Below are 23,135 nucleotides of genomic sequence, written 5' to 3'. Positions count from 1 at the left end.
CTGGCTCTTCCGCACGTTCACTGCGCATACGACTCTACCCGCCGCGAGATGCCGCCCTTACTTCCGTGCCTTGCGACCCCGCACGAGCCCGCGCTGGTTCGGCTCTGTACCGGCAGTTGTCCCTGAGTTCTTGCGGTTGTCATGCTGGGGCGGCACCGTGGTCGGGTGGAAGTGCCGACCCTGGTGCTGTTCGGGGAAGCAGGACGATGTGATCCCCAGGAGCGTGCTGCAGGGATTCGATGCGGACGCCCGGGACCTGACGGTCGACTTCCTACCCGGCGCTGCGCACCCATCGTGAATGGTGAGCCCGCGGCGGTGCCCGGCGGATCGCGCAGTTCCTGGCCCACTGCCAACAGAGATTTGACGGTCAATCCGCGGCGGTCCGCGCGAGTCGCCACGTGCCAGCCCCACCCAGGCCAGCCAGACGAACGGCAGCAGTCCGTACGGCGTAGGCGGGGCCCAGCACCGAGTCGGATTAGCTCGAGACACGATCCCATTCGCGCCGGTGACGGCGCCGAACCATGCCAGGGGCTGGAGAAGACCCCCGCAGCATCACCAGCGAGACCAGGAGCAACCCGAGGGTCTGCAGCACCCCGATGACGGCTGGCACGTCGTTGAGGGCGATGAGCAGTTCCGCCCCGGCCACGTAGGTGCCCGCTCCGCGGCGGTCGTCGCCGTCGCGTAGTGATCGCTGAGCAGGGACCATCGCCGGTGAACCGCCGCCGGTCGTCGGCCAGGCCATGGAGATCGCCCAGGACGACACCGCGATCATCCCTGCGACGGCCGCGCAGCTCTTCCCGGTGCCAACGGACCGCGACGGCCGGGGCCAGGAAGACAACCATGAGCAACAAGCTCGCGGGGCGACCCAACAGCACCTGCATGATGATGGCAGGCCGTCCGGTGCGCGTGGACGTACTCGAGAGTGGCCGCCCCCGTGGGCGGTGTAGCCGTCACGGTGACCAGACCAGGGCCGCGGCGTACAGGACGACGGCGATACCTGCCGCAAACGCGCCCAAGCGGTACAGGGGTGTCTCCACGTGTTCCCTGGATGCTGGCAGACATGCGCGCCTTTACCTCGCGATCGCCCTGACTCAGCCTGCCCCAGCAGTGTCCTGAGGCGCCTGCCGGGTGTCGGTCAGGGACCGCGAGCGAGGTGCGTGACGCTTTGACGGAGGGTGGGGTGGCAATGGCGGGATCGACTGAGACTGCCTCGGTGGCGATCCAGGCGGTGCTCGCCGCGATGGCGGGCCCGGAGGCGTTGCCGCGTCCCGGTCAGGTGGACGCGGTGTCCGCGCTGCTCGGCGGCGCCCAGCGGGTCCTCGTCGTCCAGGCCACCGGGTGGGGGAAGTCGGCGGTCTACTGGGCGGCCACGCTGGCGCGCCGCGATGCCGGGGCCGGCCCGACCATCGTGCTCTCCCGCCGCTTGCTGGCGCTGATGCGCGACCAGGTGAAGGCCGCCGCAGGGCGTCGGCATCCACGCAGCCACCGTGAACTCTTCGAACAAGAGCGAGTGGGACGTGGTGTTCGATCGGCTCGATCGCGACGAGATCGACGTGTTGCTCGTGTCGCCGGAGCGGCTGTCCACCCGCAGTTCCAGGAACGCGCGATGGTCCCTGAAGTCGAGTGGGTTGCTCGTCATCGATGAGGCTCACTGCATCTCCGACTGGGGGTTCGACTTCCGCCCGGACTACCAGCGGATCGCGCGCCTGCTGCTCGAGCTGGAGTCGGACACCCCGGTGCTTGCGACGACCGCCACCGCGACCTCCCGGGTGGTGGCCGACGCCGCGCAACTCGGTCCGACGACGACCGTCATCCGCGGTCCTTTGGCCCGGAAGTCCCTGCAGTTGGCGGTGATCCCCCACTTGAACTACGGCCGTCGCTTCGCGTGGGTCGACGAGTTCCTGGCGCAGTCCCAGGGGTCCGGCATCATCTACGGACTGACCGTTCCGGTGGTGGAACAGTTGGCCGCGTTCCTTCAGGAACAGGGCCACGATGTCGAGCCCTACACCGGGAAGACACCGCCTGATGTGCGCGAGCAGATCGAGGCGCGCTTGCGGGCCAATTCGCTCAAGGCTGTCGTGGCGACGTCGGCGCTGGGGATGGCTGCGACAAGCCCGACCTCGGCGTTCTGCATCCACGTGGGGATCACCGGACTCGCCGGTCTCGTACTACCAGCAGGTGGGCCGCGCCGGCCGGGCGCTCGACAGTGCGGTGGGCGTGCTGCTGCCCGCCGGTGAGTCCGACCAGCAGGTGTGGGACTGGTTCGCCACGGCCACGCTGCCGGACCCCGAGATGGCAGACCGGCTCCTGGAACTGCTGCGCCAACAGCCCCCTGAAGACGACCGAGTTGGTCGATGCCCTGGCCCGCTCGAAAGCAAGGTCGAGGTGCTGCTCAAGCAGTTGCGCGTCGATGGTGTCGTGGATGTGCAGGGCGGGCGGTGGATGGTCACCGGCAAGCGGTGGAGTTTCGACGCCGACAAGTACGACCGCATCGTGGATGTGCGCCGCCACGAGGCGGGGATCATGTCGTCGTACGCCTCCGGTGCGCAGTGCCTGATGCAGCTGCTCACCACGGCGCTGGACGATCCTGCCTCCCAACCGTGCGGACGGTGTTCGGTGTGCACAGGTGAGTTGCCCCATCCGGGCCGGACACCGGACCCCGCACGCGTCGAGCGGGTGTACGAGTCACTGCGCCGGCGCCCGGTGCGGATCACCCCGCGCAAGTTGGCCCCTCGGGGTCCGGCCGATTGGGCAAGATCTCGGGCATCGCCACGGGCCGGGCGGTCACCGGCATGGACGGCGGAGTTTTCCGGAGTTGTTGGACGAGGTGTTCGGCCCCGATGCTCCGCTGTCCGAGGAACTTCGGGCCGCATTCGGTCAACTACTGGCCCGGTGGCGCCGGGAGGACATGCCGCCCGTGACCGCTATCGTTCCCATCCCCAGTGCCAGCCACCCGGTGCGGGTGCAGGAACTGGCGGAACTCGCGTCGGGGCAGTTGGGTCTGCCGGTCGTTGAGGGTGTTCAAGCGGCCCGCCCGGTGGCGGAGCACGTCGAGGGATCCGGTCGACTACGGCAAGTGACCGGTCGCCTGGAACTGCAGCAGTCCCACGGGATCAGTGGAACGGTGCTGCTGGTCGATGAGTACAGCCGCAGCAAGTGGACGCTGACGCGGGCGGCTGTTGAACTGGTCGGCATCGGGGTGGACGAGGTCGTTCCGCTGGTGGTTGTCGGGGTGTGACCACCGGCTATCCCTCGAGAGATGGCTTGGATGGCAGCAGCATCGACCGGCAATTCGTGTGCCAGGGTGTTCCAGACGATAACGGGGTCCACGACCTCGTACTTGTGAGCGATGAGGTTGCGCATACCCCCCGGTCGTGATCAGTAGTCGAAGCGTGCGAAGTCCCGGTACGGAAGCGGTCGTAGCCTTGAGTCGAAGCACGGGCACCAGTCGTCTCGTTGCTGGTCTTTGTCATGCCAACTCACCAGGGTTACCGGCGTGCTGGGTGGCAGTTCCATGAGGGCAGCGTCGCCTCGAGTCGCCGCTGCACCACGTGGTGACCCTCCGCGTCAGGGTCCTGGTAGAACACCAGGGCCGGTCGGTCCGACGATGAGGTTGGGGTCGTGGGTCGTGAGGTTGTATTCCAGTTCGAGGTGGCGACCGTCGCGCCGTCTGCCGCGTCCGCACCGCTGTGCCCTTGCCACCGCGACGAGCCGTATACGGTGGACCACCGGACGCCGACGGTACGGAAGAAGCGGGGGACCCGCGCCCACCACTGGCCCTCTTGTTTGTGCACCTGATTGCGGGGTACCTCAAGGCCGCTGAGGGCCTGGTCGGGGAGCAGCGCGTGCGGTCCCAGGTGGTCGCGGAGGAATGCCGTCGGCCACACACAGTGCACCCAGTTCCCGTACCCGAACGCATACCGATCGATGAGGTGCAGGTGGTCGTGGTTCACGGTGTGCCAGCCTGAGCGGTCCCCCGAGTCGGTCACCTCCAACGGCACGCTCACGTCCGCTGGAATCTGGCCCGAGGTCCGGATGAGCGAGTCCATCAGTCTCTCGGGGTGATCGCCGAACACGATTGCCTGACAATGCATGGTCGTTCTCCGTGGTCAGTCGGCGCACCAGGCGCAGAGGATGGGGGTTGCTGACGGCAACTGACGGATCTCGGTCATGACACGGTTGGCGTCCTGCCATCCGGAGACGTTGTAGTAGCGGCTCCTGTCCCGCTGGAGCAGGCGCGGTCCGCGGTGGTCGATGACGAGTTGGGGTTCGCTGTTGTCCCTGCGGAACGAGGTCTTCAGGTCGAGTTCTCCGACAGTCACGTGCGTCGTCTCCTTGCCACGCCGGGTGATCAGCGGGTCCTGTCCGACCTGCTCGAACGTCCACTGCGTCGCGACCGTGCTGAAGTATCGGGGCACCATGGCCATGAGTACGCCGTCGCGCGTCTGGACATCCGACAGCAGTGCCTTGCCGTGTGTGAGCGACTTCGGGTGGGCCAGGGCCTGCGCACCGATGGTCGCCAGGATCGTGTCCGCGGGCACCGCGAAGTCGACCCACTGCTCACCCTCGGTGGTGCAGTGCGCCCACGCCGATCCAGTACCTCCGCAATTGCGGTGATGTCGTGTTGGTCGTCGAATCGAGTGGCACCCAGATCTGCGCCCGGGGATCGCCGTCGGGGGCCGTCAGGTCGTCGAGGATGCTCTGGCTGTCATCGCCGATGAGCCACGCTGTCAGGTGCATACCTGTAGGCAACTACGGATCCGCCGGTGGCAGGGGGTCGCGTGCGGATCTGTGGACGAGCCGCTGGCTATCCACAACCTCGTCGAGCGGCACCCCGGCCAGCGCTCCATCGCGCACGGCGACTCACGTTGTCACTAGTCTCGGCTACTCTGCCTGCGAATGGGGGATTCAGATGGACGATCTGCAGCAGTTGCCCGATGAGGATCTCTGGTCGAGGCATCGCGGATGCGGAAGGCCGGGACCGACTCGAGATCCTCTTCGAACTGGGTGGCCGCGCCTCTCGGAGAGGTGTCTACGACAGGGCCACGACCCTGTGGCAGGGAGCCCAGGCCGTGGCAGAGCAACTCGATGACTACCGGATGTCTGCTGAGGCCCTCCGCCTGCAGGGCGCTGCCGCCTTCTACTCGGAGGACTACCCCGCCGCGATCCACCTGTACCGGGAAGCGGCGCACGGTCATGAACAGGCGGGCCAGACCAGAGAGGCGGCCGGCGCGTTGTGGTGCCTTGCCGACGCCTTCCGGGCACTCGGGGACTCAGAGGGCGACCCGGTACCCGCGCCTACCAGCAGTGGGAGGAGCATGCGTCCTCGGAGGAGATCGCTGACGGGATGGTCATCAGGGTCGATTCCCTGGACGACATCATCGAGTCCAAGCGTGACAAGGATCTCCGGGCGCTGCCCTACCCCGAGTCACTACGAGACGTGCGCGATTCCTAGGTTGTCCCCGCGACCCGCCCACCTCATCGCACCTCGCTGAACCGGATCCGCTCCTGCTCCAGCCGCACATGGTCGCCGTACACGTTCTGCCGCAACGCGTCGTAGAGGGCCTGCTCATCGGGAGCAATTGGGGCAGTTCGCGGGTGATCTGGGTCTTCTCGCTCACCCACATCTCGCGGTGCGCCTGCAACGTGGCCAGGTCCATGAGGATGCTTTGCGTGTGCGGGAGGTGGGCGCGGAACCGGTCGAGGATCGCCAGGCCGTGGGTGTCGAGGTCGCCGGTGTAGACGACCCGCCGCGCGGACAGGCCCGCCAGGAGTTCAGGTGCCTCGTTGCCCGCACCGAAGACCACTAGCGCGTCCGGGGCTGGTGGGAACGCCAGGAAGTTGGTGAGGTTCTCGGTGACGAACACGGTGTGCGCCGGGGACACAGGCGCGGGAAGTCCGGCGCTGGCAGGGCCATGTCCCGCACGCCCGGCAGGAGGCACAGGGCGTCGTCGAGGACCCGAAGCGCACGGTCGCCGGCGCGATGAGGAAGCCGTAGCGCCGCTCGAACCAACCGGGTCCGGCCGTGGCGCGGCCGGGGACCAGATCGCCGAGGACGCGCTTGTGCTGTTCCATGATCTTCGTGTGCACGCCGGGGATGTCCGTCTGGCGCACGTAGATGCCGGGGTCGGGGTGGGCGTGCAGCCAGGCTGCGGCCGACTGGATGGCAGCCCAGTCGTCGCCGATCTCGAGCAGGTGCAGGGGATGCCGGGCAGCCAGTCCAGGTTCTGCGGGGCCGTCGCAGCGATGAGTTGGTCGAAGCGCGCCGCCTGCCGGGTCCGCCGGATCAGGGTCAGCGCGTCCTGCGCGGTGTCGATCCACCGCGACGGCAGCGACTGCGTGCCCAGGACGCGATGGCCGATCGCTGGGTCTCGATGCGCAGATCGGTGGCCCGCATGAGGGTCGCCGCCCAGCCCCGCACCGCCTCCCAGTCCCGGGAGGTCGGCCGCCCGGGGCCGCCGAAGGGGGATGCGCAGCGGGAACTCGACGCCGGTGTGCCCCGGGACCCGGCCCTGCAGCAGGCGGCCGGATTCCCACTGTCTGAGGAGGATCCGGTGGATGTCCGCGGGGGTGGTCCAGGTCAGGGACCCTGCCACGGGTGCCTGCCTTCGCGGTACTGCTCGATCGTGAGGTTGCGCAGCTTCGAGGTGACGCCGCCCTCGTTGTGGGTGAAGCCGACGTGGGCGACGTACGGCTCGATGATGTGGATCTTCTGCATCGGGGTGACGACCAATAGTTGCAGGTCCAGTCGCCGGAACAGTTCCAAGCCGAACCGCGCGGACTCGTCGGAACCGCGGCCGAACGCCTCGTCGATGACCACGAACCGGAAGCTACGGGTCTGCCGGCCGCTGACCAGGCCGAACTGATAGGCGAGGCTCGCCGCCAGGATCGTGTAGGCCAGTTTCTCCTTCTGGCCGCCGGACTTGCCTCCGGGTCCGCGTAGTGCTCGTGTTCCGGTCGTCGGCGCTTGGCCGCTCACTGGCGGCGAAGGTGAACCAGTTGCGCGCGTCGGTCACCTTCGCGGTCCACCGCTGTCCTCCGCGGTGCGGCCTCCAGCCCTGCAGCCGGCTGACGATGTCCTTGACCTGCAGGAACTTCTGCTCGGGTAGTGGTCGTCGGCGGACCAGTGACGATGTCCTCGGTACAGGCGCGCAACTGCTGGCGGAACTCCCGGACGTCGGCGTCGGTGGAACCGGTCGGCTCCAGGCGGATGTAGGTGTGCGGCTGGTACGGGGATGTCGCGCAGGGACGTGTTGATGTCGCCGATGCGGCGCTTGATGTCTCCACGGGCCACTCCGCGCGGTGCGGAACCCGACCACCTCCCGGATGGCGTGGGTGTTCAAGGCGCTGGCGAACGCGTCCTCGAAGCGGGGCGAGGTCATCGTCGAGGAGGCGCTGCAGCAGCTCCCGCGGTACTCGTGGCCGGCCTCCACCGCGGTGTCCATGTCCTGGGTCTGCATTGGCCACCGGTTCCGGAACTCGCCCATCGCCGCCACGATCGAGGTGTTGAGGCGCTTGGCCCGCTCGTCGAGCCGGTCGATGGTGGTCTGCAACTCGAGGCGGATCGTGCGCTCGGCACTTTCGCCAGGTCCCACCTGCAGGTTCTCCGCTCGAACGGCTGCACCAGCCCGCGCTGCTCGGGTGTCGCCAGCGGCTGCTGCGCAGTTCCTCGAGGTCCTGTTCGTCCTGTCGATCCGGTCGACCAGTACCGCGTCCTGCGTTTTCGAGTTCGATGCGTGCGGCCTCCAGGGAACGCAACTCGGTCAGAACCTGTTCGAGCCGCTGGTTGAGGTGCTTGAGGGTGTCGTTGCACGGCGATCTGCTGGGCGCGCACGTCCAGGGAGCGCTGATGGGCGCGGATCCCCTCCTGCTCGTGCGCCTGCCGGTCCACCAGCGCCGCCGCCTCGGAACGCTGCCGCTCCATCGTCTTGCGCTTGGCGGTGTTGTCCCAACCGAGGACGTACCAGCGGCGATCACCCAGGCGCCGCCGGTCGTCCTTCTCGTGGCGCTCCCGCCACCCTTGATCTGACCGTTGCGGGTCAGCGCCCGCCGCTCGATGCGGGAACTCGTCGGGGAGGTCGCGCACGCTACGTCAAGCGCTTCTGGACCTCCGCGCCGAGCCAGTCGCTGAACACCGTGCCCGGGCGCACCTCGAGCTTGTGGACCAGCGAACGCGGGTCGGTGACCGCCGGCACCCGCGCGCCCTCGCGGACCCGGTAGTAGACCAGGCGTCCGCGCAGGTCGGTCTGGTCACCACCCGGCCACGGCCGCGTAGTCCTCGTCGCTCACCAGCGGCGACAGGGCGAAACCGCGCAGCAGGCGCTCGGCGGCCGCTCCATGACTCGTCGGAGACCCGTAGCAGCTCTCCGGCGAATGGCATCCGCCGGCTCCAGCCCGGTCCCCTCGCACAGCCGGGCGCGCAGGAGGATCATCGTCTGGTCGATGCTGCTGCTGCGGTCGGCCAGGCCCTGGCTCGATCTCGATCTCGTCGAGCCGGGTCCGCGCGTCGCGCGGGTCACCGACTGCTCCGTGGCGGAGTTCTCCAAGCGGTCACGCTCCGAGGTGAGTTCTTCGCTGAGGGCGGCGAGCTCCTGCTGCTGGTGGACCAGCGACTGCTCGTCGGTGGCCGGTGCCACTCCGACCTGCTGGCACAAGCCCACGTAGGGCGTATTGCGCCTCCGTTTGGCGTCGGCGGCTGTCAGGTCGGCGATGTCGGACTGGAGTTGCTCCTGCCGCTCGCCGCCGTTCTCCCGGATCGCCGCGTGCGGTTCCTGCTCCTCGCGCTGCGCGCACGCTCTGCTCGGCGGCGGCCTTGCGGTTCAGCAGTCCCTCCCGCTCGCCCCTGCCGGCGGGCGATGCGCTCAGTCAGCAACTCGGTCCGGCGCAAAGGCGAAGTAAGGGGACAGCGCGTCGCGGACCGCCGGAGTCTGCTCGGCCTGCGTGGCCACCGTGTCGTGGTCGTCGGCCTGGCCGCCAGCGGGGTCAGCGCGTCGACCTGCTGCCGGGCGTCGACCACGAGGTCGTGAGCGCGGTTCAGGTCCGCAAATGCTTGATCAGCGCCTCGATGCGGGCATCGACGTCGGCGGGTTCGAGCATGTGGGTGCGGGCGAACTCGGTCAGATTCCCTACCGACTTCATCGACACCGTCTGGTGGAACAGTTCCAATGCCTGCGGGTGGTGATCCCCAGGCGGCGCCGGAAGTCGGCGCTGTACTTTGCTGAAACTGTCGTGCATCGTCGTGTCCCGCTCGCGCAGGTGCCGGCGCAGGTTGGACAGATCGCTGCCCACGTCAAAATCCCCAGTGATGCTCCAGCGCCGTGCCCGACACCGCGTAGATGCGTGACGGCTGGTGCACGGTCGGCCGAACCAGAAGACCTGCGCGACGGTGACGGTCTCCTGCAGGGCGGTGTTGGCGAACCGGGCGAGCAGCACCGCTGTATTCCCGGTGCCACGCAGCGCCACGGGTTTAGGCGACGCCGCTGGACTCAGTGCGCTCGGCCTTGAAGTGGCCAGGACGTACGACGAGGTCGTCCGCTCTCGGTACTCCGCGCCAGCGGCCTTGTTGTACGAGACCTTCCCCGGCGGCACCAGCAGGGGTAGTGATGGCGTCGACCAGAGTGGACTTTGCCCGAGCCGATGTCACCGGTGAGCAGGGTGTTGTCCCCGTCGAGGTCGAGAGTCCAGACCCGCTCGTTGGACGTGCCCCAATTGAAGATCTCGAGGCGTTGCAGGCGGAAGCCCGTCGTGGCCGCGTCATGCAGGTCGAGTTCGGTGTCATGCCCGGCTCCCCGCGACGAGTACTGCTGCAACTGCTCGTGGAAGTCCGCCAGCCACTGGGCGTCGACGCAGGCCTTGATGATACGGCGCACCTCGTAGGTGTGGGGCTGGTCGCGCAGGAACGGGTGAACCCCAGTTCGGCGACTTGCGCAGATCAGCCTCCACCTCGTCGGCCAGTTTCGCCTCGTTGGAACGTGCCGGGTGGTAGGTGCGGACCAGTTCCACGGCCTCGTCGGGTGATGATCAAGCGGGTCTGGTCGCCTTGGCCGTCCAACTCCAGCAGTCGTCGGCGCAGCAGCACGATCAGCAGGCTCACCCGGTAGGTCAGCGGCCGGCGGGAGACGAGCCGCGGCAGGTCGGGTCCGTCCGGATCGGCGGGTGCGTTGCGAAGGAAGGCGCCAGCCCTCGGACTCGTCGATCATCACCTCGACGCCGAGCGCCGACAGGTGGTCGCGCACCTGGTTGGGGATGGTCAGCAGGGCGTTCCACGCAGCCGGGTGCGAGTCGGCGTAGACGACCCCTTTGAGCAGCGGCACGGCCGCCTCGGCGATCCTCGGCTCATCCATCGGCGTTCCTCACGAAGATCACGGTGGGAATGTCCGCCGCCACCTGCCGGTCGTCTGCTGTCAGGAATTGTCTCGGTGCCGTCGTCGACAAAGGCACCCCGCGGGTCGTCGTCGGCGGGTTTGAGGTAGTTGACCAGTTCGGCCGGGCCCTGCGGCAGCCGTGGTCTCGATCACCCCGCGCAGCGTCACACAGTCGGCGTCCTGCAGCGATTCGTCGATCGCGCTGCGCAACCGCGTCGTGTCGACCATGAAGTAGTTGAACAGGGGCGTCGAGCTCGACCTCGTCGTCGGCCTCGACCACCTCCACCTCCGCCAAGTGCACGGGGTCAGAGGCGTCGTGCAGAACCTGGACATGGGCATCGACACGTCCGCGCGCACTCCGGGGATCTCTGCGAACGCCCCGGAGGTGGCCGTCCCGGACGTTCAGCGCAGCCGCTTCGATCTCCCTGATGAGTTCGGCGATGCGGCGGTTCTGCAGGTAGGCCTGGTCGTCGAGGAAGCGCCGCAACTGCCGGGACAGGTGCGCGACGGTGCGCTGCACGGCGTCACCGGCCTTCAACCAGTCGCTGACCACGTAACGCATCTGCTGGTCGGCGCCGTTCAGGGCGGGTTGGGCCAGGACGGATTCCAGCATGCGGTCAAGTCGTCCTGCCTTTGCGAGGACATCAGGAAGTTCCAGAACGCCGCGAAGCTCACGCCCTGGTCAGAGTCGGCGATCGCGTCGCGCTCCCCGAGTACCTGATCCAGCAGTTGCCCACGCGGACCCTGCCAAGCGGCGATCTTCTCCCGAACGGTGCGGTCCAGCATGCGAAAGTTCTCCTCGACCTCCCTGAAGTCGCTGAGGAGGGCGCGCGCGGTCGCGGTGAACTGCTGGTAGCGGTCGCGCAGGCCGGTGTCATCCAGCATCTGGATCTCGCCGGCGCGAATCCGCTCGATCTCCGCGTCGATCGCGTCGCGGCGCTGCTCGAGGCCGGATGCGCTCGGCCGGATCGGCCTGCGTGCCCTCGACCATCTGTTCCAGCAGCGCGTACATCGTCATCAGGCGCGACTCGGTTCCGACGAATGACCGCTCGCCCAGCGACCCGAGCCACGCCAGCGCCTTCTCCGCCGCCGGGGTCAGGTCGAAGTGGGGCGTCGGAGTTCTCCGGATAGAACTTGCGCAGCCAGCCGCGCTCAGGCGCCGACCAGTCCGCGAGGGTAGGCCGGTGCGTCCTTCGGGTACGCGCCGGGGTCCTCCAGCCGGAGCCGGTGCAGGTCGTCGTCGAGCGCCTCGGCCAGGTGCGGTCCGGGAGATGGTGCGGGCGTTCTCCGCCACGAAGATGCGGTGCAGGACGGTCGCGACCAGGGGGCGTTGTCCGCCCTCAGCAGTTGCCAGGCAGGGGTGGTGCTGGCGCAGTGCCACGAGGCCGTCGTGGTCCATCAGCACCGCCTTCGGAACCGTTTGAACGACCGTAACCGACGGGTGCGACAGGATCGGGGAAGGGACCGGGGTGGTGTGGGCGGGGCACGGCTCTTATGCAGCACACCGTAGATGTCGGACCCGGATTGCACAATGACGTGGGAGGTCAGATGACCAAAAGCCGGCGGTTCCGGATCCGGGCAGTGTCACGTTCGCACCGTTGGGTGCGGAGTCCGGGAGTGCGGCAGATGAGGTGCGGTCGGAATCTGGACTGGCTGACGTGGTGGCCTGGATCCAGTCGCCGCATCGCACCACTGCGGTCGTGCTGGTGACGTCGGGGGTGGATGATGCTGAGCCGTGGATCGATGCCGAGGAGTTGGCCGCCGCGCGGTCGGATGCCAGCGTGTATGTGATCCGGCGGACCAAGCTGACGTGGCTGCTGGCCGACTACGTGCCGGCCAACTGGGAGGTCTACGGCGGAGGGCCGGGTCTACCCGCCGCGTATTGACCTGAAGGGAACCCGTTCGGGGCGCCACTTGTGCTGTGTCAGGGCAAGCAGGAGGCGGGCAAGGCGACGGGCGCGCTCATCGACCACCTGCGCCGCTCCGTGGAGCCGAAGCGCAAACAGCGTCCTCCGCTGGCTCCCGTGCCCCCGCGTCCAGCCGCCCCACCACTTCAGGCCGCGACGAAGCCCAGATCGGGGGTCGCGCGGATCGCGACGCCGGGCGACGCCGAGGCGATGGCAGACCGCCTCCAGGATCCGAACCGCCGGTTTCCCGTCGTTGTGGTGACGAACGCGACGGGCGAGGCCCCTATCTGGATGCCGAACGCATCGCCAGCGACCTCGATGGACTGGTTGGGGTATGCCGGCTCATCAGGGCGAGGCGTCGTGGGCGTTCACCGGTGCCATGCCAGACCGGCTCCGGGTGTTCGGCGGCGCGGCGCGGGTCTATCCGGTTGAACTGGACTGGCTGCAGGACGAGACCAGGGCGCCGCTGAAGTTCTGCTGGGACGGGATCGGTGCGCGGCGGATCACCACGGAGGTGATCGAGGCGGGCCTGTCGGCTGCCCACGCCGCCGGGTTGTTGACGCCAGCGGCACCCAGGCGAAAGGCCAGACGGTGTCAGGCGATCGTCGAGGGCCCCATGGGCGAGTTCCACGTCCTGCTGAAGGTGCCCGATGGTGGGCAGGCGGTGGCGCTGGCCGCGACCATCCGCCCGGGCGTCGCGGCTGATCGGTTGGTGGTCAAAGGACAGCGTCTGTCGGGGTACCTGGACGGCAGGGGCGGGCCAATCAGTCAGTTCCAAATCGCCGAGATCCCCGATGATCCGATGCAGCGCGTCAGGTCGGCCTACTCCGATGGCTCGGTGGTCCTGGCCAATGATCGACGCCGGTGATGTCGTCGCTGTTCAGATCCACGCCGACGGTGACACGCTGGAGTGCCGGTTGCCGGACACCGACGAGTCGCCCGTGCCTGCGGTCCCGGTGATTCCCGGTGGTCCGCCCTGGCTGGTTCGAGGACCTGATCGAGGACGAGGAACCGGCGGAGGCGGTGGCCCCGGAACCGGTGGTTCTTGAAGAGGTGGTGGCTCCGGCACCGGTGAGGTCGGCTACTCCCGATCCTGCCAGGCTCGGGCAGTTGCAGGCCGCCAACCGTGAGCGCACTCTGCTGGATACCCGCCTGGCGAAGGCGGAGGCTGAGCTGGCCGCAGCGAAGGCCGAAGCTGCCCGGCTGCGCCGCAGCCTGCGCGACGCTGACAAGAAGGCCAAGCAGGCGATCAGGCGTGCCCAGGAGATGGACGATCGAGCGCGTGGGGTGGGGGTGTTCAACGATCCGGGCGAGCAACTGCGGCACGAGATCCGGCTGCAGTACCTGCATCGGATACCGGAATCCCAACGGGCGGAACTGCCACTCGCGGAGTATCGGCTCGGGCCGAGATTCCTCGATTCGCTGGATGACCTCAAGGGCGTGGCGCGGGACAAGGTCGTGGATGTGCTTGTCGAGGTGCTCACCGGGCTGGTGCGATCGATGTCCGGCCGCCAGCTCCATCCATGGCGGGCCGGACCTGCCGGACCGCAGGAGACCCGGGCCGATGGGGGTGCCGCGTGGAGGTGCAGCCTGCAGGTGAACACCCCGTCGGCGCGGCGGCTGAAGTACTGGCAACTCCCGGGCGGGACGGTGGAGTTCGACTCGGTGGGCGTGCACGACGAGGGAATCTGACCTTGGTGCGTCCGTGTCGTAGGCCCATGTTTCAATCGGGCTCCAGTCGGCGGAAGGGGAGACATGGCCAGGGATCGCGAGTCGTACGAGGCCGTACTGCAGGCGGTCGGCGTGTGCGTTGACGCGCGGATCCCGTTCCTGTTATGGGGTGATCAGGGGGCTGGGGAGACGGCGGTGATCGAGTCGGCGGCGGGCAGCGGGTGGCATGTGGAGACGTTGATCTGTTCGCACTACGAGCCGTCGGACTTCGCGGGGTTGCCGGTGGTGAACGGGGACCGGGTCACGCTGGCTCCGCCGGGGTGGGCGGTGCGGGTGTCCGAGGAGCCGAAGCCGTCGATCGTGTTCTTCGACGAGTGGACGACCGCGTCCCCGGCGGTGCAGGCGGCGGCGTTGCGGCCGTTGACGCATGCGCAGGTGGGGGTGTTGCAGTTGCCGGATCGGGTGTCGTTCGGGGCGGCGGCGAACCCGGCGGATGTGGCGGCGTCGGGGTGGGAGTTGGCGCCGCCGACGGCGAACCGGTTCGTGCATCTGGAGTGGTCGTTGCCACTGGATGTGTACACGGAATCGATCGTGACTGGGGACTGGCCGGTGCTGCCGGTGCCGGAGCGACCGGCGGACCTCGACGGGTTGGCCTCGGCGCAGCGCAGTCTGGTGGCCGGGTTCCTGCGCACCCGGGGCGGGCAGTTGTCGTCGATCCCGAAGGATTCGGCCGGCCGCGGGCGGGCGTTCCCGACACCACGGACGTGGGATTACGCGGCGCAGTTGTTGGCGATCGCGGAGCATGCCGGTGCCGGCGAGGAGGTGCGGCGGTTGCTGGTGTACGGGGCGGTGGGTGCGCCGGTGGGCCATGAGTTCCTGACGTGGCGCTCGGCGTTGGATCTGCCGGATCCGGAGGAGCTGCTGGCCGATCCGTTGGGTGATGGGTTGAAGGGGCTGCGCGCCGACCGGGTGCATGTGGCCCTGCAGGGCTGCTGGCCGCGTACACCTCCGACCCGACGCCGGATCGGTGGACCGCGGCGATGGGGGTCTGTGTCAGGGCGGCGGCCCATTCGAGTCTGGATTCGGCGGTGCCGGTGGTGCGGGCGTTGCTGCGGCCGGGGCGCCGGCCGGCGGGTGCGGAGTTGCCGCCTGGGCTGACGGTGTTCGCGCCGGCATTGCAGTTGGCTGGTCTGCTGTGATCGGAGCCGACGTCGCCGAGCGGCTGGCGGCGGCCAAGTTGTGGCTGGTGTCGCAGTCGGCCGGGGACATGCCGTACTTGTCGACGGCGGTGTACGCGTTGGTGACGGTGCCCACGGAGCGGGTGGCGCGGATGTCCACCGACGTCTACTGGCGGCTCTACGTCAACCCGCTGTGGGTGCTGGGTGCGGATGTGGATGCGCTGGCCCGGGAGATCGCCCATCAGGTGTGGCACTTGCTCGCCGACCACGCCGGGAGGGCGACCGACTGCGGGGTGGATGCCGCGTCTCGGGACCGGTGGAAGATGGCCGCCGACTTGACGATCGGGGAGGTGTTGCCGTTCGATGCCGGCCTGCCGCAACCCCGGCAGGTGCACCAGGCCCCGAACCGCTCGGCCGAGGAGTACTTCCGGCTGTTGCGGGCCCGGCCGGTGACGAAGCCGCCGCTGGGGCTGGACCCGGACCGCACCTGTGGCAGCGGGAGTGACGGGATGGCCCGCGAGCACGACCTGCCACCGGGCGACGCGGAGATGCCGGGGCTGTCCACGCAGGCCGCCGAGGCGATCCGCAAGACGGTGGCGATCGAGTTCCGCGAGCACTGCACCCAGTACGGCAGCATGCCTGGGGAGTGGGGCCGGTGGGTCGGGGACATCCTGGACCCGGTGGTGCCGTGGCAGCAGGTGTTGCACGCGGCGGTGCGCCGTGGGATCGGCTGGGGGCAGGGGCAGGTCGACTACACGTACTCGAAGATCTCCCGGCGCCAGCAGGCGGTGGGGGCGGCGATCGTGCCGGCGTTGCGGCGTCCGGTGCCTGCGGTCGCGGTGGTGGTCGACACGTCGGGCAGTGTCGACGACGGGCTGCTGGCCCAGGCGCTGGGGGAGGTCAAATCGGTGCTTGCCTCCTTGGCGGTGCCGGACAGCAGCGTGACCGTGCTGGCGGTGGACGCCGCCGTGCACACCGTGCAGCAGGTCCGCGATGTGCGCGAGGTGCGGCTGACTGGCGGTGGTGGCACAGACATGGGCGTGGGGATCGCGGGGGCTTTGGCCTGCCGGCCGGCCCCGCAGACGGTCATTGTGCTCACCGACGGCTACACCCCGTGGCCGACGATGCCCGTACCGGTGCCGGTGATCGTGGGCGTGCTGGGCCGGCGCCGCGACCAGTGCCCCCGACGCCGGGCTGGGTGCAGCGGGTGGAAGTAGTGCCCGATGGGTGACCTGCCCGGACCTGTCACTGTGACCGTGACCTGCCGGACCAGCCGGACCAGCACCAAAGGCTCGAAGCGACACCCGGTCACGCTGTTCCCGGACGGCACCGTGGACACCGGCCACGACTTGGAGCAGGAGCGGATCCTGGCCGCGCTCGGCGGGTACCTGTCGTGCCTGGAACTGGCGGATGTCGCGTCGCCGGCGGTGCTCGAGTGGTTCACGCTGGAACAGCGCCTGGTCGCCCGCCCGATTCGCGCTACGCAGTCACGAGGCCGTGGCACCCGGCCAATAAGGCCCAGTGTTGCGCGCGCCGGGGTACAAGAACCCGCAGGACGCTGTCGCCCACGCCCGGGACCCGAAACATGTGGCGCTGACCCACGGTGCGCACGCATGGCAGGTGGTGGCGCTGTGCCGCGGGTTCGCGCCGGAACCGGCCCCGGAGATGCCCGGTGAACCTTGGACCGCGATGTGGGAGTGCGGGATGCACCCCGACGAGGTCGACCGGATCAGCCTGGAGATCGACGCCGACGACCCGTTGCCGGTGCAGTTCTACCTCGGCGTGATGGCCCGCAACCCGAGCCTGACATGGATCCGCGACACGATGCGCGCGGTGCACCTGGAACCTCGCTCGATCACCTACCTGGCGTGGAGTTACGGCAAGGCCGACCGGGCCGACCCGACCCTGCGTGCCCGCTGGCTGCGCACCGGGATCATGGACCGGCTGGCGCAGCGGCTCATCGACAGCCCCTACGACATCGGTGACGTGGAGGCCTTCGCCGCGCACTGGGCGATCAGCCCGGTGATGGCCGGCGTGGAGCTGATGAAGTGGTGCGACTCCGGGGTGGCCCCGCCGGTAGCGATGCTCACCGGGCCGGAAGTGGACCACCTGGCCTACCCGCCCTCACCGCCGCGATGGCAGACGCGGGTCAGGTTGCGCGACGAGTTGGAGGATAGGGGGTCGCCGGAGTGAACGGGATCACCGAGGAGGAGCTGGCGCTGGCGTTGGTGCAGTGGGGGAGCGTGGGGAGAGCGGTGAATGGGCTCGAGTCGGCAGGGGATGAAGAGCGGACAACCGCAGGCCGGCGTGCCGAACTTCCGTGGCCGCCCTCCACGTGGCCTTGAGTGTCCGGATGGGCGACGCCCTGACTCTGAAGAGGTCCAGGTGACCGTCCCTGGGGTTGACCCGCCGCTGGAACGCGATTGTGACGATGGTGCGGGGGCTGGGGCTGGTTTGTGGTGATGGTGCTGGGTGCAAGGGGTGGGGACCGCGCACCTTCGTCGCATTGCGACGGTGGTGCCCGGCACCTTCGTCGCAAAGGCGCGGCTACAAACGGAACCGCTGCAGTGGCATCTCAGCAGAAGCCGGCTGGTCCGGCCGTCACCACGACAACCCCAGCAGACTCAAACCAGGCCGTGACGGGCGCGGCTGGCCTGCTCCTGGGCGCTGAACTGGTTGAAGCGCGGCAGGAACTGTCCCACTCGATGATGCGCGAGTCGATCTCGGGACCGTCGATACACGCGTGCTTGCGCACGGGCTTGCCGTCGATGAGCCCCGGCACCATGCAGGCGCCGCACATCCCGGTCGCGTCGACCATGATCGAGTTCAGGCTGGCCACGCAAAGGGTCTCGTAGCCGCGGCACAGGTCGCTGACCGCACGCATCACCAACGCCGGACCGATGGTCACGACCTCGGCCACGCGCCGCCCTTCCGCCCGTGACTGTGCCTGCAGCATCTCCTCCAGCGGCCCGGTGACGAAGCCCGGAACGCCGAACGAACCGTCGTTGGTGGTGTAGACGACGTCGAGCCGGTCGCCGAACTCCGACTGCAACAGCCCGATCCGCTCGTCGGCTTGCGCCCAGAACATGAGATCGGCGCTGCGGAACCCGGAGATCAGCGTCACGTGGTTACCCACCCGCAGGTGCTCGCGCAGGATCGGGTAGACCGGCGGCAGGCCCAGGCCACCGGCGGTGAAGACCACCGTGGCGTCGGGGTCGTGCGCGTGGACGTCGCTGGGGCGCCCGAGTGGACCGGCGATCCCCGTGAAGGCGTCGCCACGGCCATCCGGTTGATCTCGATGCTGCTCGTGCCGACCCCTGCACGACCAGGCAGATGCTGCCCTCCTCGGCGTCCCAGTCGGCCAGCGTCAGCGGGATGAGTTCGCCGTCGGGCTGCGGGAGGACGCGCACGAACTGCCCGGCCCGCGCCGACCTGGCGATCAGCGGTGCGCGGACGGTGAACTCGACAATGCCGTCGCTGAGGTCGGCCTTCCCCAGGATGGTCGCCTCGGTGGCGGCGAGCTCGGTGTAGGCGCTCGCGCGTTGCACGGATTCCCGGATGATCTGCGGGGAGAGGTCGTCGATGGCGAGATCTCCCGCGCGGCGGCCTGGCCGTCCCCGGCCGCCAGGATCGCCGTCGACCCCCACGGGCGGCGTCGCCGCCGGTGTACGCCGGGCAGCGTGGTCTCCTGCGAGCCCTTGTGGTCGAGGTTGATCGTGCCCCAGGCCGACGTCTCCAGCCGCGGCTCGAGTCCTTGATGATCGGATTGGCCGCGTTGCCCAGGGCCATGATGACGAGATCGGCGCGCCTGGATGCCGTGCGGCCGGTGGACACCGGCGGCGGCGGCCGGAGTCGTCGGGCGCCCCAAGCTCCATCTGGTCGAGGACGGCGGTCGTGACGAACCCGCGGTCATCGCCCAGGAACTCCACCGGTGAGCGCAACTCCTCGAAGACGATGCCCTCCTCGAGGGCGTGGTGCTCCCTCGACCCGCGCAGGCATCTCGGCCTGGGTGCGGCGGTAGACGATCGTGACGTGGCCGCCGAGCCGGCGGGCGGTCGGGCGGCGTCCATCGCGGTGTTGCCGCCGCCGATGACCAGGACCTGCTTGCCGTCGGTTGGCGGTGGCGGGGTCTCGTAGTCGGGGCGCAACCCCCTGCATCAGGTTGACCCTGGTGAGAACTCGTTGGCCGACATGACGTTGAGCAGGTGCTCGCCGGGGATGTTGATGAACCGGGGCAGGCCGGCGCCGGTACCCACGAAGATCCGCGCGAATCCGGCGTCGCGCAGGTCCTGCAGGGTGGCGGTCTTGCCGACGACGAAGTTCATCACGAACCGGCCGCCCAGCAGCCGGATCTTCGCGACGACGTCGTCGATCAGCTCGTTGGGCAGCCGGAACTCGGGGATGCCGTAGCGCAACACCCCGCCCGAGTGCGTGGAACGCCTCGAACACCGTGACCGGGAACCCTTGCGCGGCGAGCAGGTAGGCGTTGATGAGGCCCGGACGGCTCCGAGCCGATGATCGCGACCGGCGGATGGGTCGCCCTTTCCCAGGGATCGCGCACCCCGGCGACCGGCGCTGCGTCGCCTGCCCAGGGTCGACCAGCTTCTCCCGTTCCGGCAGGTACCACTCGAGCTGGCCGATCGCGATGGGCAGTTTCTGGATGCACGCCCCTGGCACTGCAGTTCCTGCGGGCACACCCGGCCCGGTGACGTCGGGCAGCGGGTTGCTGGACTCCATCAGCTCCAGCGCCTCGCGGAACTGGTTCTTGCCGATCAGCTCGATGACCTCCGGGATGTGGATGGACACCGGGCAGCCACCCGTGGGTTCCCGGCATCCGGCGAGAACTCCCCGAGTTCGCAAGGCTTCTCCTCGCACTGCTTGTCGCGCAGCACCTCGAGCCACACCAGCAGATCCACTTCGCGCTGGGTGTAGCCCTGCTCCAGGTAACCGAGGAAACCGCGGTTGACCAGGCCGAAGTCGACAGCCCGGCTCTCGGCGCGTCGCGGACATAGGGCTCGATCGCGTTCTGGGCCGGCCACCCCTGCGACAGCCGGCGAACATCGGGTAGCGGTCGACAGGTGGGCATCGATGGCGCGGATGAACTTGCGCTTGCCCGACAGGGGCAGGTTCCACACGAACCGCATCAGCACCGTGCTGCTGTCGTCGCCGCGCAGCAGCGTGTCCCACAGGCTGCGGGTGAACTCCTCAACCAGGTCGGGCTGCTGGAACTCCCCAGCCACCGCCTGCATGCCTTCGGAGATGAACACCTCGCGGAAGGCACGCGGATCGCTCTCCAGCCGCCTGCGCAGCAACTCCGCCTGGTGGTCGAGTGTGCTGGCGGCGCCGCCTGGTCGGAGTTCGGCGGTCATCGGATGATCTCCGCGTCGCAATTGGCGCGCACCCGGTCGATGCGTTTGGCGATCTCGGGGTGACCTCCCACGGAGTCGGCAGCGCCGGGGATCATGCGGGCGATCACCCGGGCCTCACCGTCGATGACCACGGTGGTCTGGCGAAGAACTGCGGCAGTTCCTGGTAGCAGGTCCCAGTCGTTGCACAAACCATCGTCGGCGGGTCGGGCCAGACCGGGCCGTGCGGTCTCGGCGGCCGGCGTCGCCTCGGCCGGTGCGGCGGGTGCTCGCGCCGCCAGGCGTCGGCAGTCCCCACCGGCCCCGGCCGGTGCCCGGCTGGACGTCGCCAGTTCGGACATGGCCCGCGCGATGTCGTCCAGCGAGTCTCGCGGGCGGTGGCGACCTCTTCGTACTTCGCGCCCAGCTGCTCGAGGGTCTGCTCGGTGCAGCGCGGTCAGTTGCGCCTCATGCACCCGGGACAGGTACAGGGTCTGCCAGAACCGGCGCCGGTCCTCGACCAGCGGCACGATGCCGTGCGAGCAGGCGACCTTGATCAGTGCCGGTCGTCGTCGGTGGCGTAGATGAAGGGCAGGTGCTCGGCCCGCTGTTCGGCGGACAGCTCGACGTACTCGTCGATGGGCACGGCGCGGTTTTCCTCATCCGGGCTGCAACTTGCGGAACTGCATCTTGAACCGCCCCTCGCCCAGCGCGAACTCGGCGGGTCGGCGGGTGTGGTCATCGGTTACCCAGTGCGCCCTCGTCGTCGAGGTACTCAAACGTCTTGGTGGTCACGTCTTGTCCACGTCAGGGGTTTCCCTCGATGGAGAACCACTCGTGCATGGTCGAGCCGCGGCGCGGTCGTGGACGAACAGCGGATGCATCCGGCTCTCGGCGGCCATCCGCGCCCGCGCGTTCGACGACGACTTCGGGATGCCGTCTCAGATCCGCAGAAATTGTGGACGTTCATGACCGCCGGCTAGGTCCAGTACTCAGGTACTCAGGGTCGTCTGGGAAGTGCCCGTGGAACCGTGCTGGTCGAGCAGGCGTACGTGGGGGTGGAAAGGAGGCGAGCAGGGCGGAGTTCCTTGCGCCTCGGCCTTGCCGGAGTGCGAGCCGCCGAAGCGGGCGAGGTCGGAGTCCTGCCCGGTGAAACTCGAGGTGGGCGCCTGGCCACCGGTGTTGGAGTACGCGCCCGAAGTCAGGACCAACATCTTGACCGGGGTGTCGCTGGCCAGGATCCGGGACATCGCGCCAGAACCCGGCGTCGTCGCCAGCTCGCGCCGTCGCCACCGATCGACAGGATCGTCGGCAACAGGACAGTTCCTCGGGGACGGAACTCCTCCGCTGACAGCGTGCGCAACTCGGGCTCGTGGCGGTCCCCGGGTCGTAGAGCGTCCTCGAGCTCGGGCGCGCGATGCGCGAGGCCCGGACGTCCAAGGTCATCTGCGTCGAATTCCCTCGAAGATCCCCTTGCCCACGGCGGGAACTCTCCTGAAACAGGCTGTTCACCCACGGGTCACTGATAGGAGTTGTAGGGCATGGTCGAGGCGTCGAACGCTGCTGCGCCCTGTGGCGTTCGCCGACGACGACCGAGGACAGGCCGTTGCCCACGTGGGACCGCCTTCGTAGAAGGCCTGCAGCCTGCTCTCCAGCGTCGCGAGCGCGTCACTCGATCCGCCGGCACCGTTCGGCATCGTCGACAGTGTTGAGTTTGTCGTGCAACGCCGTCACCAGTTCGTCGAGTTCCCGGATGTGCCCGCCGGCGGTCGTCGGCCAGCGCATGGCTGGTGGCCGTCTCACGAGCCGGATCGCGGTGACCTCGCCGCAGCCGCGGCGGACTTTCGCCGCCACCGGTCTCGTGGAAGTAGAGTAGCCCGGTCGAGCATGGCCGCTTGAGATCGCCGTCGGCACTGGTCGAGGGCGGAGTCCTCGAGGAACCGCGCAGGCGTGTTGGGCAGTGCGGTGGCGGAAATTTCGAAACGGTCTGCAAGTCGGAACGTCCGGCGTCCTCATCGGGCGCGGTCAGGGCCCTGGGCCACGTCGATACACTCAGGCACCCGGTGCCTTCCACGGGTCGATGGTCGCCGCGAACAACGCCCCGGTACCGGCCACCGGTAGCCTTCCATCGCGTCGAAGAACGGCCGTGTGCGGGCCACCGGGGTAGGTGGCGAGTTTCGCGACCAGCGGGTCCGAGGTTGCGCCGAAGGAATGGGCCGCCCCAGTCGATGCCGGAGCCCACACCTCGGCGACGACCTCCATCGAACGGCCCCGCGGTCTTGTCCTGCCGGTAGGCCTCCCACTTGCTCAGACAGGTGTAGACGATAGGTGCGCAGAGCCTCTCGCTGCGGCTCGGTGATGTCGGGTGCCTTGATCCCGGTCAGGATCAGGTCGTGGATCTCGATGCACCACGTTGGGGATCGCGGCGTCCGGGCGGGATAGGCGCGCTCCATGCACCCGGTGCAGGTGGCGAAATCGAACGCGGGCGGGGTGCGCCGGAACAGGCCCGCCCGTCGCCCAGCGGCTGCTGTTCCCGCGGGCATGAACAGCCCAGCTTTGGGTAACACGGGCGCCCACCGCCGATCGTGCCCTCGCGGAAAGAACCGCACCCGGTGGCACGTCCTCGTAGTAGCAGGGTCGAACAGCCCGACGGTGTCGCGGCGGTGGCGC

22 protein-coding genes and 3 pseudogenes are annotated in these 23,135 nt (G+C 68.8%); 7 read left to right on the top strand and 18 right to left on the bottom strand.

Annotated elements, in window-relative coordinates; translation table 11 throughout:
• Positions 1-475: 475 nt before the first annotated feature.
• Positions 476-763 carry a hypothetical protein gene (locus tag IPG68_16320; GenBank protein ID MBK6764725.1) on the bottom strand — a complete coding sequence of 96 codons (288 nt, stop codon included), beginning with the start codon at positions 761-763 and terminating at the stop codon, positions 476-478.
• Positions 764-1,186: 423 nt separating this feature from the next.
• Here IPG68_16320 and IPG68_16315 point away from each other — a divergent pair.
• Positions 1,187-3,238 (top strand): annotated as a pseudogene (locus tag IPG68_16315) (ATP-dependent DNA helicase RecQ).
• 250 nt (positions 3,239-3,488) lie between these two features.
• Here IPG68_16315 and IPG68_16310 read toward each other — a convergent pair.
• The 12 genes and pseudogenes from IPG68_16310 to IPG68_16255 all read right to left on the bottom strand — a co-directional run bounded on the left by IPG68_16310 (position 3,489) and on the right by IPG68_16255 (position 11,763).
• On the bottom strand, positions 3,489-4,007 hold the full coding sequence (locus IPG68_16310) for a hypothetical protein (GenBank protein MBK6764724.1): 519 nt from the start codon (positions 4,005-4,007) through the stop codon (positions 3,489-3,491).
• 102 nt (positions 4,008-4,109) lie between these two features.
• Positions 4,110-4,541 (bottom strand): hypothetical protein, encoded by a 432-nt coding sequence (locus IPG68_16305; GenBank protein ID MBK6764723.1) that lies wholly within the window; start codon positions 4,539-4,541, stop codon positions 4,110-4,112.
• 19 nt (positions 4,542-4,560) lie between these two features.
• A complete protein-coding gene (locus IPG68_16300) occupies positions 4,561-4,740 on the bottom strand; it encodes a hypothetical protein (protein ID MBK6764722.1) in 180 nt (59 codons plus the stop codon).
• Between the two features lie 638 nt (positions 4,741-5,378).
• On the bottom strand, positions 5,379-6,047 hold the full coding sequence (locus IPG68_16295; GenBank protein ID MBK6764721.1) for a DUF2220 domain-containing protein: 669 nt from the start codon (positions 6,045-6,047) through the stop codon (positions 5,379-5,381).
• A gap of 165 nt (positions 6,048-6,212) precedes the next feature.
• A pseudogene (locus IPG68_16290) lies at positions 6,213-6,521 on the bottom strand (hypothetical protein).
• A 59-nt stretch (positions 6,522-6,580) separates the two neighbouring features.
• Entirely contained in the window at positions 6,581-6,979 is a 399-nt protein-coding gene (locus tag IPG68_16285; protein MBK6764720.1) for a hypothetical protein, read from the bottom strand.
• 1,306 nt (positions 6,980-8,285) lie between these two features.
• Positions 8,286-8,636, bottom strand: a complete 351-nt coding sequence (locus tag IPG68_16280; protein ID MBK6764719.1) for a hypothetical protein — start codon at positions 8,634-8,636, stop codon at positions 8,286-8,288.
• 397 nt (positions 8,637-9,033) lie between these two features.
• On the bottom strand, positions 9,034-9,462 hold the full coding sequence (locus IPG68_16275) for a hypothetical protein (protein ID MBK6764718.1): 429 nt from the start codon (positions 9,460-9,462) through the stop codon (positions 9,034-9,036).
• A gap of 23 nt (positions 9,463-9,485) precedes the next feature.
• A complete protein-coding gene (locus IPG68_16270; protein MBK6764717.1) occupies positions 9,486-10,343 on the bottom strand; it encodes a hypothetical protein in 858 nt (285 codons plus the stop codon).
• Positions 10,336-10,977, bottom strand: a complete 642-nt coding sequence (locus IPG68_16265; GenBank protein MBK6764716.1) for a DUF3375 family protein — start codon at positions 10,975-10,977, stop codon at positions 10,336-10,338. The genes IPG68_16270 and IPG68_16265 overlap by 8 nt, the downstream gene beginning before the upstream one ends.
• Positions 10,944-11,333, bottom strand: a complete 390-nt coding sequence (locus tag IPG68_16260) for a DUF3375 family protein (protein ID MBK6764715.1) — start codon at positions 11,331-11,333, stop codon at positions 10,944-10,946. The genes IPG68_16265 and IPG68_16260 overlap by 34 nt, the downstream gene beginning before the upstream one ends.
• On the bottom strand, positions 11,239-11,763 hold the full coding sequence (locus IPG68_16255) for a DUF3375 family protein (protein MBK6764714.1): 525 nt from the start codon (positions 11,761-11,763) through the stop codon (positions 11,239-11,241). Before IPG68_16255 ends, IPG68_16260 begins: the two co-directional genes overlap by 95 nt.
• Before the next feature lie 232 nt (positions 11,764-11,995).
• Here IPG68_16255 and IPG68_16250 point away from each other — a divergent pair, with 232 nt between their 5' ends.
• The 6 genes from IPG68_16250 (at position 11,996) to IPG68_16225 (ending at position 17,313) form a co-directional block, all read left to right on the top strand.
• Positions 11,996-12,250 (top strand): hypothetical protein, encoded by a 255-nt coding sequence (locus IPG68_16250; GenBank protein ID MBK6764713.1) that lies wholly within the window; start codon positions 11,996-11,998, stop codon positions 12,248-12,250.
• Between the two features lie 400 nt (positions 12,251-12,650).
• Positions 12,651-13,139, top strand: a complete 489-nt coding sequence (locus tag IPG68_16245; GenBank protein ID MBK6764712.1) for a hypothetical protein — start codon at positions 12,651-12,653, stop codon at positions 13,137-13,139.
• A 98-nt stretch (positions 13,140-13,237) separates the two neighbouring features.
• Entirely contained in the window at positions 13,238-13,963 is a 726-nt protein-coding gene (locus IPG68_16240; protein MBK6764711.1) for a hypothetical protein, read from the top strand.
• A gap of 63 nt (positions 13,964-14,026) precedes the next feature.
• Positions 14,027-15,100: an AAA family ATPase gene (locus IPG68_16235; protein MBK6764710.1), complete on the top strand. Its 1,074-nt coding sequence runs from the start codon at positions 14,027-14,029 to the stop codon at positions 15,098-15,100.
• A gap of 37 nt (positions 15,101-15,137) precedes the next feature.
• Positions 15,138-16,337 carry a hypothetical protein gene (locus IPG68_16230; GenBank protein ID MBK6764709.1) on the top strand — a complete coding sequence of 400 codons (1,200 nt, stop codon included), beginning with the start codon at positions 15,138-15,140 and terminating at the stop codon, positions 16,335-16,337.
• A gap of 304 nt (positions 16,338-16,641) precedes the next feature.
• A complete protein-coding gene (locus tag IPG68_16225) occupies positions 16,642-17,313 on the top strand; it encodes a hypothetical protein (GenBank protein ID MBK6764708.1) in 672 nt (223 codons plus the stop codon).
• Positions 17,314-17,744: 431 nt separating this feature from the next.
• Here IPG68_16225 and IPG68_16220 read toward each other — a convergent pair.
• The 5 genes and pseudogenes from IPG68_16220 to IPG68_16200 all read right to left on the bottom strand — a co-directional run bounded on the left by IPG68_16220 (position 17,745) and on the right by IPG68_16200 (position 22,727).
• Positions 17,745-20,489 (bottom strand): annotated as a pseudogene (locus tag IPG68_16220) (sulfide/dihydroorotate dehydrogenase-like FAD/NAD-binding protein).
• Positions 20,486-20,995 (bottom strand): hypothetical protein, encoded by a 510-nt coding sequence (locus IPG68_16215; protein ID MBK6764707.1) that lies wholly within the window; start codon positions 20,993-20,995, stop codon positions 20,486-20,488. Before IPG68_16215 ends, IPG68_16220 begins: the two are co-directional and overlap by 4 nt.
• Before the next feature lie 462 nt (positions 20,996-21,457).
• Positions 21,458-21,715: a hypothetical protein gene (locus IPG68_16210; GenBank protein MBK6764706.1), complete on the bottom strand. Its 258-nt coding sequence runs from the start codon at positions 21,713-21,715 to the stop codon at positions 21,458-21,460.
• A gap of 418 nt (positions 21,716-22,133) precedes the next feature.
• Positions 22,134-22,319, bottom strand: coding sequence for a hypothetical protein (locus IPG68_16205; protein MBK6764705.1), 186 nt, complete (start codon positions 22,317-22,319; stop codon positions 22,134-22,136).
• Between the two features lie 198 nt (positions 22,320-22,517).
• Positions 22,518-22,727, bottom strand: coding sequence for a hypothetical protein (locus IPG68_16200; protein ID MBK6764704.1), 210 nt, complete (start codon positions 22,725-22,727; stop codon positions 22,518-22,520).
• Positions 22,728-23,135 lie beyond the last annotated feature (408 nt).

The sequence above is a fragment of the Micrococcales bacterium genome, assembly GCA_016703125.1.
In the GTDB taxonomy this organism is placed as follows: Bacteria; Actinomycetota; Actinomycetes; order S36-B12; family UBA10799; genus JADKAV01.
Note: the sequence above shows the minus strand (reverse complement) of the source record. Positions and strands in the feature narration are given on the sequence as shown.

What these genes read in the sequence shown, in the direction of transcription:
- IPG68_16300 (MBK6764722.1), bottom strand. Translation starts at nt 4,740, where the DNA reads ATGCACCTGACAGCGTGGCTCATCGGCGATGACAGCCAGAGCATCCTC.
- IPG68_16270 (MBK6764717.1), bottom strand. Translation starts at nt 10,343, where the DNA reads ATGGATGAGCCGAGGATCGCCGAGGCGGCCGTGCCGCTGCTCAAAGGG.
- IPG68_16265 (MBK6764716.1), bottom strand. Translation starts at nt 10,977, where the DNA reads ATGCTGGAATCCGTCCTGGCCCAACCCGCCCTGAACGGCGCCGACCAG.
- IPG68_16255 (MBK6764714.1), bottom strand. Translation starts at nt 11,763, where the DNA reads ATGGACCACGACGGCCTCGTGGCACTGCGCCAGCACCACCCCTGCCTG.
- IPG68_16245 (MBK6764712.1), top strand. Translation starts at nt 12,651, where the DNA reads ATGCCAGACCGGCTCCGGGTGTTCGGCGGCGCGGCGCGGGTCTATCCG.
- IPG68_16235 (MBK6764710.1), top strand. Translation starts at nt 14,027, where the DNA reads ATGGCCAGGGATCGCGAGTCGTACGAGGCCGTACTGCAGGCGGTCGGC.
- IPG68_16210 (MBK6764706.1), bottom strand. Translation starts at nt 21,715, where the DNA reads ATGTCCCGGATCCTGGCCAGCGACACCCCGGTCAAGATGTTGGTCCTG.
- IPG68_16200 (MBK6764704.1), bottom strand. Translation starts at nt 22,727, where the DNA reads ATGGAGGTCGTCGCCGAGGTGTGGGCTCCGGCATCGACTGGGGCGGCC.